The organism is Kineosphaera limosa NBRC 100340 (genome assembly GCF_000298215.1).
GTDB lineage: Bacteria > Actinomycetota > Actinomycetes > Actinomycetales > Dermatophilaceae > Kineosphaera > Kineosphaera limosa.
This window is the reverse complement of sequence record NZ_BAHD01000127.1, coordinates 1-5,721: the sequence shown is the minus strand read 5'-3', so window position 1 is coordinate 5,721 and position 5,721 is coordinate 1. Positions and strand designations below refer to the sequence as shown.

Annotated in this window: 6 protein-coding genes and 1 pseudogene; 2 read left to right on the top strand and 5 right to left on the bottom strand. The window is 70.2% G+C overall.

Annotated elements, in window-relative coordinates:
* Together KILIM_RS21415 and KILIM_RS21410 are read right to left on the bottom strand one after the other, a co-directional pair.
* Nucleotides 1-496 (bottom strand): DUF8010 domain-containing protein (locus KILIM_RS21415; protein ID WP_006594858.1); only part of this gene is annotated, 496 nt, incomplete at its 3' end.
* The gene (locus KILIM_RS21410) at nt 493-1,032 is read right to left on the bottom strand and encodes an acyl-CoA thioesterase (RefSeq protein ID WP_006594857.1); all 540 of its coding nucleotides are present in this window, start codon (nt 1,030-1,032) and stop codon (nt 493-495) included. The genes KILIM_RS21415 and KILIM_RS21410, both read right to left, overlap by 4 nt.
* A 134-nt stretch (nt 1,033-1,166) precedes the next feature.
* Between KILIM_RS21410 and KILIM_RS21405 the strand changes: the two genes are divergently transcribed.
* Together KILIM_RS21405 and KILIM_RS21400 are read left to right on the top strand one after the other, a co-directional pair.
* Nucleotides 1,167-2,072 carry an acyl-CoA thioesterase gene (locus tag KILIM_RS21405; protein ID WP_040564073.1) on the top strand — a complete coding sequence of 302 codons (906 nt, stop codon included), beginning with the start codon at nt 1,167-1,169 and terminating at the stop codon, nt 2,070-2,072.
* A 59-nt stretch (nt 2,073-2,131) separates the two neighbouring features.
* Entirely contained in the window at nt 2,132-2,341 is a 210-nt protein-coding gene (locus tag KILIM_RS21400) for a hypothetical protein (protein WP_006594855.1), read from the top strand.
* Nucleotides 2,342-2,408: 67 nt separating this feature from the next.
* Here KILIM_RS21400 and ettA read toward each other — a convergent pair whose 3' ends face one another.
* The 3 genes and pseudogenes from ettA to KILIM_RS21385 all read right to left on the bottom strand — a co-directional run.
* Nucleotides 2,409-4,091 (bottom strand): energy-dependent translational throttle protein EttA, encoded by a 1,683-nt coding sequence (gene ettA / locus KILIM_RS21395; protein ID WP_006594854.1) that lies wholly within the window; start codon nt 4,089-4,091, stop codon nt 2,409-2,411.
* A 102-nt stretch (nt 4,092-4,193) separates the two neighbouring features.
* Entirely contained in the window at nt 4,194-4,994 is an 801-nt protein-coding gene (locus tag KILIM_RS22970) for a single-stranded DNA-binding protein (RefSeq protein WP_006594853.1), read from the bottom strand.
* Nucleotides 4,995-5,161: 167 nt separating this feature from the next.
* A pseudogene (locus KILIM_RS21385) lies at nt 5,162-5,721 on the bottom strand (ABC transporter); the annotation flags it as partial.

Here is a 5,721-nt window from a genome sequence, read left to right as displayed (position 1 = left end):
CGGGACCGCCCGCGCCGGTGGCGATCTCGGCGATGCCTGCCTTGGCCACGGCCCGCAGCGCGTCTGGCTGCAGCACCCCCAACGGCTCCCAGCCGGATCGCGGCGGGGCGTGCCCCGCCCACGGGGCCGCGACCTGTACGGGCGGCACCGGCAGGTCTAGATCACCGGTGCGCTTCATCCGCGCCAGCCGGTCCATGACCGCATCGACCGCCACGACGACATCGACCCCGAAGGGGGCCGCCGAATCCGGCGACCCCGGGGCGGTGGCCTCGGCCGGCTCCTTCACCGGGCGCACGGCGAAGGCCCGCAGGCCCAGCACGCCGCCGGCCCCGAACAGCCCAGCCCCGGGCACCAGCCGGGTCGTGACCAGCAGCACCTCACCGTGCACGGCCAGGCGCACGGCGCCCTCGGGGTCAGCCGTGCGCGCCCGACCCAGAAAGGTCTCCAGGTCCGCGACGTCGAAGGCGTCGGCGAGCCGAATCGAAGCGCCGTTCATCGAGCTCCCCCGCCGCCACGCGAAGCACTCCGCGAGAAGCTCGGAGGGTCGGCCAGAACCCGGGCGAGCACCTCACGATCCGCATCGTCGGCCCGCCGCGGTCGCGCAGCGGCCACGTCGTACCAGACCATCGTGGTCAGGGCCCGCGCATACACGACCCGCTCCGGTTCTCCTGCGATGTCTCCTGCGTTTTCTCCTGCAACGCTCTCCCCCGCAGGCTGCGCCGCCGCTTCGCAGATCTCGTAGGCGAGGTCGAAACTCGAGCCGCCCAACCGCGAGACCCACACGTCCACGGCGACGCCGTCGCGGCGATACGACAACGGCGCGGTGTACTCGATCTCGCAGCGGGCGACGATGCAGCCCGTGGAGGTCAGGTCGCGTAGCGGGGCGAACCAGTCCTGAAAGGCCGCGATCCGCGCCTCCTCCAGCAATCGCACGAACTGGACATTGTTGACGTGACCGTAGGCGTCCATATCCGACCAGCGCAGCGGCACTGGCGCGGTGTACGGACGGTCGGCACGCGGGGCGGCAGGCATGTGCTCATCCTGGCAGCGGGGCGCGCGCTACCCTGCGTCGGGTGAGTGCCTCGACGCCGCCGCCTGATGAGAATTCGACGACCTCCGACCGCACGGAGGTCTTGGACCGTGGGGAGGCGCGCGACCCGGCGCCGATGCCGGTACCCCCGGCGACCCCGAACGACCCTGACTACGACGCCATCGGTGACCTGCTCAATGTGCTCGATCTGAAGGCCCTGGGCGACGACGAGTTCGAGGGCCGCAGCCAGCGACAGCCACACGGCCGGGTGTTCGGGGGTCAGGTCCTGGCCCAGGCCCTCGTTGCCGCCGGTCGCACGGTCGCCGATCTCGACGGCTTCGAGCAGAACCCGCGGTATCCGCACTCGATGCACGCCTACTTCCTGCGCCCCGGCGACGACACCAAGCCGATCCGGTTCACCGTCGAGCGGCTGCGCGACGGCCGCTCGTTCTCAGCGCGGCGGGTGCACGCGGTGCAGGAGGGCCGGCCGATCCTGTCGCTGGCGGCCTCCTTCCAAACGCCCGACGAAGGTCTGGATCACCAGGATGTGATGCCCGAGGTGCCGGCCCCCGAGGACCTGCCCGCCGTCGGCGAGTTGCTGGCCCAGGTGACCAACGGACCGGCCAAGAAGTGGGTCGAGCGGCGCGCGATCGACATCCGCCACGCCGAGGGCCCGATCTACCTGCAGCCCAGCGAGGAGCAGACCGCCCGGCAGAACGTGTGGATCCGTGCGGTCGGGCAACTCCCCGACGACCCGCTGCTGCACGCCGCGGTGCTGGCCTACGCCTCGGACTACACGCTGTTGGAGCCGGTGCTGCGCCGCAACGGCCTGACCTGGATCGACCCGCGGCTGCGGGTGGCGAGCCTGGACCACGCGATGTGGTTCCACCGGCCGATCCACGCCGACGACTGGCTGCTGTACTCCCAGTCCTCCCCCTCGGCGAAAGGCGGGCGCGGGCTGGGCATCGGGCGCATGTTCAACCGCGACGGCCAACTGTTGGCCAGCGTGGCGCAAGAGGGAATGCTGCGCCTCAAGGAGTGAGGGCTGCCCGACCGATCAGGCAGCAACGGGGACACGACAGGGATCAGGAGCGATACGAGATGAGCATCCAGGACCGGGTCGGCGGGCAGCCGCCGCAGCAACCGGCGTTGCGCTGCCCGCTGTGCGGCTGCATGGAGTTTCAGCAGGAGGAGTCGCGCCAGGACTCCCGCTGGGGGTTCACCACCCACCGGCTCACCCTGAAGATCTGCCGCCAATGCCGCTTTGTGTTGACCTTCTATGACAAACACTCGATCTTCGACTTCGACTGATCACGCGTCGCACGCACAAGGGGCCGGGCGCTCGACAGCGCCCGGCCCCTTGTGTCACACAGTCAGCTCAATCGCGGGTGAGCTTGCGGTAGGTGACGCGGTGCGGGCGCGCCGCGTCCTCGCCGAGGCGCTCCACCTTGTTCTTCTCGTAGGCCTCGAAGTTGCCCTCGAACCAGTACCACGCGCTCGGGTTCTCAGCTGTGCCCTCGTAGGCCAGGATGTGCGTTGCCACCCGGTCGAGGAACCACCGGTCGTGGCTGATGACCACGGCGCAGCCGGGGAAGTTCAGCAACGCGTTCTCCAGCGAACCGAGGGTCTCGACGTCGAGGTCGTTGGTCGGCTCGTCGAGCAGCAGCAGGTTGCCGCCCTGCTTGAGGGTGAGCGCAAGGTTGAGCCGGTTGCGCTCGCCACCGGAGAGGATGCCGGCCTTCTTCTGCTGGTCCGGGCCCTTGAACCCGAACTGGCTGACGTAGGCCCGGGAGGGGATCTCGACGTTGCCGACCTGGATGTGGTCGAGCCCGTCGGAGACGACCTCCCACAGCGTCTTGTTGGCGTCCAGGCCCTCGCGGGACTGGTCGACGTAGGAGATCTTGACGGTCTCGCCGATCTTGACGGACCCGTCGTCCGGTGTCTCCAGCCCGACGATCGTCTTGAAAAGGGTCGTCTTGCCGACGCCGTTGGGGCCGATGACGCCGACGATGCCGTTGCGCGGCAGCGTGAACGACAGGTCGTCGATGAGCACCCGGTCGCCGAAGCCCTTCTCCAGGCCCTGCACCTCGATGACCGTAGAGCCCAGGCGCGGGCCCGGCGGGATCTGGATCTCCTCGAAGTCCAACTTGCGGGTCCGCTCGGCCTCCGCCGCCATCTCCTCGTAGCGCGCTAGCCGCGACTTGCTCTTGGTCTGGCGCGCCTTGGCGTTCGAGCGCACCCACTCCAGCTCGTCCTTGAGGCGCTTCTGCAGCTTCTGGTCCTTCTTGCCCTGCACCTGCAGGCGAGCGGCCTTTTTCTCCAGGTAGGTGGAGTAGTTGCCCTCGTAGGGGTAGAGCCGACCGCGGTCGACCTCGGCGATCCAGCCCGCGACGTTGTCGAGAAAGTACCGGTCGTGGGTGACGGCCAGCACGGTGCCGGGGTAGGCGGCGAGGTGCTGCTCGAGCCACTGCACCGACTCCGCGTCGAGGTGGTTGGTCGGCTCGTCGAGCAGCAGCAGGTCGGGCTTGGACAGCAGCAGCTTGCACAATGCGACGCGGCGGCGCTCACCACCGGAGAGCACGGAGACGTCGGCGTCGCCCGGCGGGCAGCGCAACGCATCCATGGCCTGCTCGAGCTGGGAGTCCAGGTCCCACGCATCGGCGTGGTCGATGGCCTCCTGCAGCGTGCCCATCTCGGCCATGAGCTTGTCGAAGTCGGCGTCGGGATCGGCCATCTGCGCGGAGATCTCGTTGAACCGGTCGACCTTGGCCTTGATCTCGCCCAGGCCCTCCTCGACGTTGCCGAGCACGGTCTTGTTCTCGTTGAGCGGCGGCTCCTGCTGCAGGATGCCGACGCTGTAACCGGGTGAAAGCCGCGCCTCGCCGTTGGACGGCTGGTCGAGCCCGGCCATGATCTTGAGAATCGTCGACTTGCCGGCGCCGTTGGGGCCGACGACGCCGATTTTGGCGCCCGGATAGAACGACATGGACACGTCATCGAGGATCAGCTTGTCGCCGACCGCCTTGCGCGCCTTGGTCATGGTGTAGATGAACTCGGCCATGGCGTGCAGGCTATCCGTCGGGTGCACCGGGCACCGAATCCGGCGTCGGCGGCCCCCCGGACGTCGAGATCAGGCCGGGTGGATGCGCCGATCAGAAACCGGTCATCCTGATGCGCCGACGCTCTCCGGCTCGTGGCTGACCTGCCGGTTCTGCTCGTCGGTGACCGACGCAGAGGCCGGGTCACCGGGTTCGTCGAAGCGTTCGTCGACCGGCTCGTCGAATCCGTCGGGGGCGTCGGGCTCGCCCAGTGCTCCGGCGTACTGTGACCCGTCGTACTGTGCCCCGGCGTGCTGGGGCCCCGCGTTGTCGTGTCCGCCCTGGCCCGGGCCGCTGGGCCCCGCACCCGGCACCGACCACGGATCGACCGGGCCGCCACCCCACGACCCCGAGCGGGTGTCGCGGCCGTCGTGGGCGCCCGAACCGTTCTGGGCGCTCTGGCTCGACCCGACGCCCTGGCTGTAGGGGTGACCCTGGCCGGACTGCCCGTTCGGGTAGCCCTGCCCGTTCGGGTAGCCCTGCCCGTTCTGGTAGCCCTGCTGGCCGGCGTTCTTGCGCTTGGCGTAGGCGGAGACGCCCCGCCGCAGGTCGTGCCCGATGCCGTCGGCGACGATCTCGACCTCGGTGCCGCGTCGATCGCCGCTCTCCCACTGCCGGATGTGCAGCTTTCCGTACACCACGAGCGGCTGCCCCTTGCGCACGGACTCGGCGACGTTGACCGCCACGGCGCCATAGGCCTTGACCACGGCGAAGTTCGTCGGCGTGTCGACGTACTGGCCGTCCCCGTCACGTCGCCGGGGCGTCCAGGCGAAGCGGAAACTGACCATGGGGGTGCCGTGGCGCGTCTCCAGCTGAATGGGGTCTTCGACAGCGTTGCCGACGGCGGTGAAGTGATGTTCGAACATCGGGGGCTCCTTGCCTCGCGCGGCGCCCGCCGGATGCACGCGCCGTCGCGCCCAGCCTGGCCGGAGGCGGCGCAGGTCCGCAGAACCGAGGGCTCGCGCCTGTGGATGGACCCCCAGCGCGGGTCCCCCCTGTGGACAACGAATTGCCCGAATCGCTCGCGCCCGGCTCAGGCGTCGATGGCCGCGTCCAGGTGTTCGCGGGTCGCGCGGTGCCGCTGCAGCACGTCCCGCACGGGCGCCAGCAGCTGACTGGTGACGACGGTGCCGATGCGATCGCGCAGCCGCAGCGCGATGGTGTCGACGCGGCGTCGGGCCTGCCGGGCGGCGATGGCTCGCGACAACAGCGCCAGCACGATGCCGCCGACAAGTCCGCCGATCGCCATGAGCGTCGGTAGCGGCAGGTACCACAGCGTCGGCACCTCGGGAACGGGCAGCTGGAACCAGGCGAGCGCGAAGAGCAGGCTGAGCCACGCGACTCCGGCGACGGCGGCGACGGCCAGCAGCACCTGCAGCACCCCCACCAGGGCCCACCACAGCGGGCGGCGCAGGTGCAGGGAGGTCCCGAGGATCGCCTGGTCGAGAGCATCGGAGAGGGAGCCGGCGGCGGGTTGGGCGGCCCGTTCGACTGCCTGCGCCCAGGGTTGCGGCAGCCCGGCGGCAGCGCTCGCGCCGAGGCGCCGGGTCACGAGGTCGACGGCGGCGCGGGCCGCTGGGGTGGGCTGCGGCA

Bases quoted from the DNA above. Each gene is read 5' to 3' on its own strand.
- KILIM_RS22970 (WP_006594853.1), bottom strand. From the start codon at position 4,994: ATGTTCGAACATCACTTCACCGCCGTCGGCAACGCTGTCGAAGACCCC.
- KILIM_RS21410 (WP_006594857.1), bottom strand. From the start codon at position 1,032: ATGCCTGCCGCCCCGCGTGCCGACCGTCCGTACACCGCGCCAGTGCCG.
- KILIM_RS21400 (WP_006594855.1), top strand. From the start codon at position 2,132: ATGAGCATCCAGGACCGGGTCGGCGGGCAGCCGCCGCAGCAACCGGCG.
- ettA (WP_006594854.1), bottom strand. From the start codon at position 4,091: ATGGCCGAGTTCATCTACACCATGACCAAGGCGCGCAAGGCGGTCGGC.
- KILIM_RS21405 (WP_040564073.1), top strand. From the start codon at position 1,167: ATGCCGGTACCCCCGGCGACCCCGAACGACCCTGACTACGACGCCATC.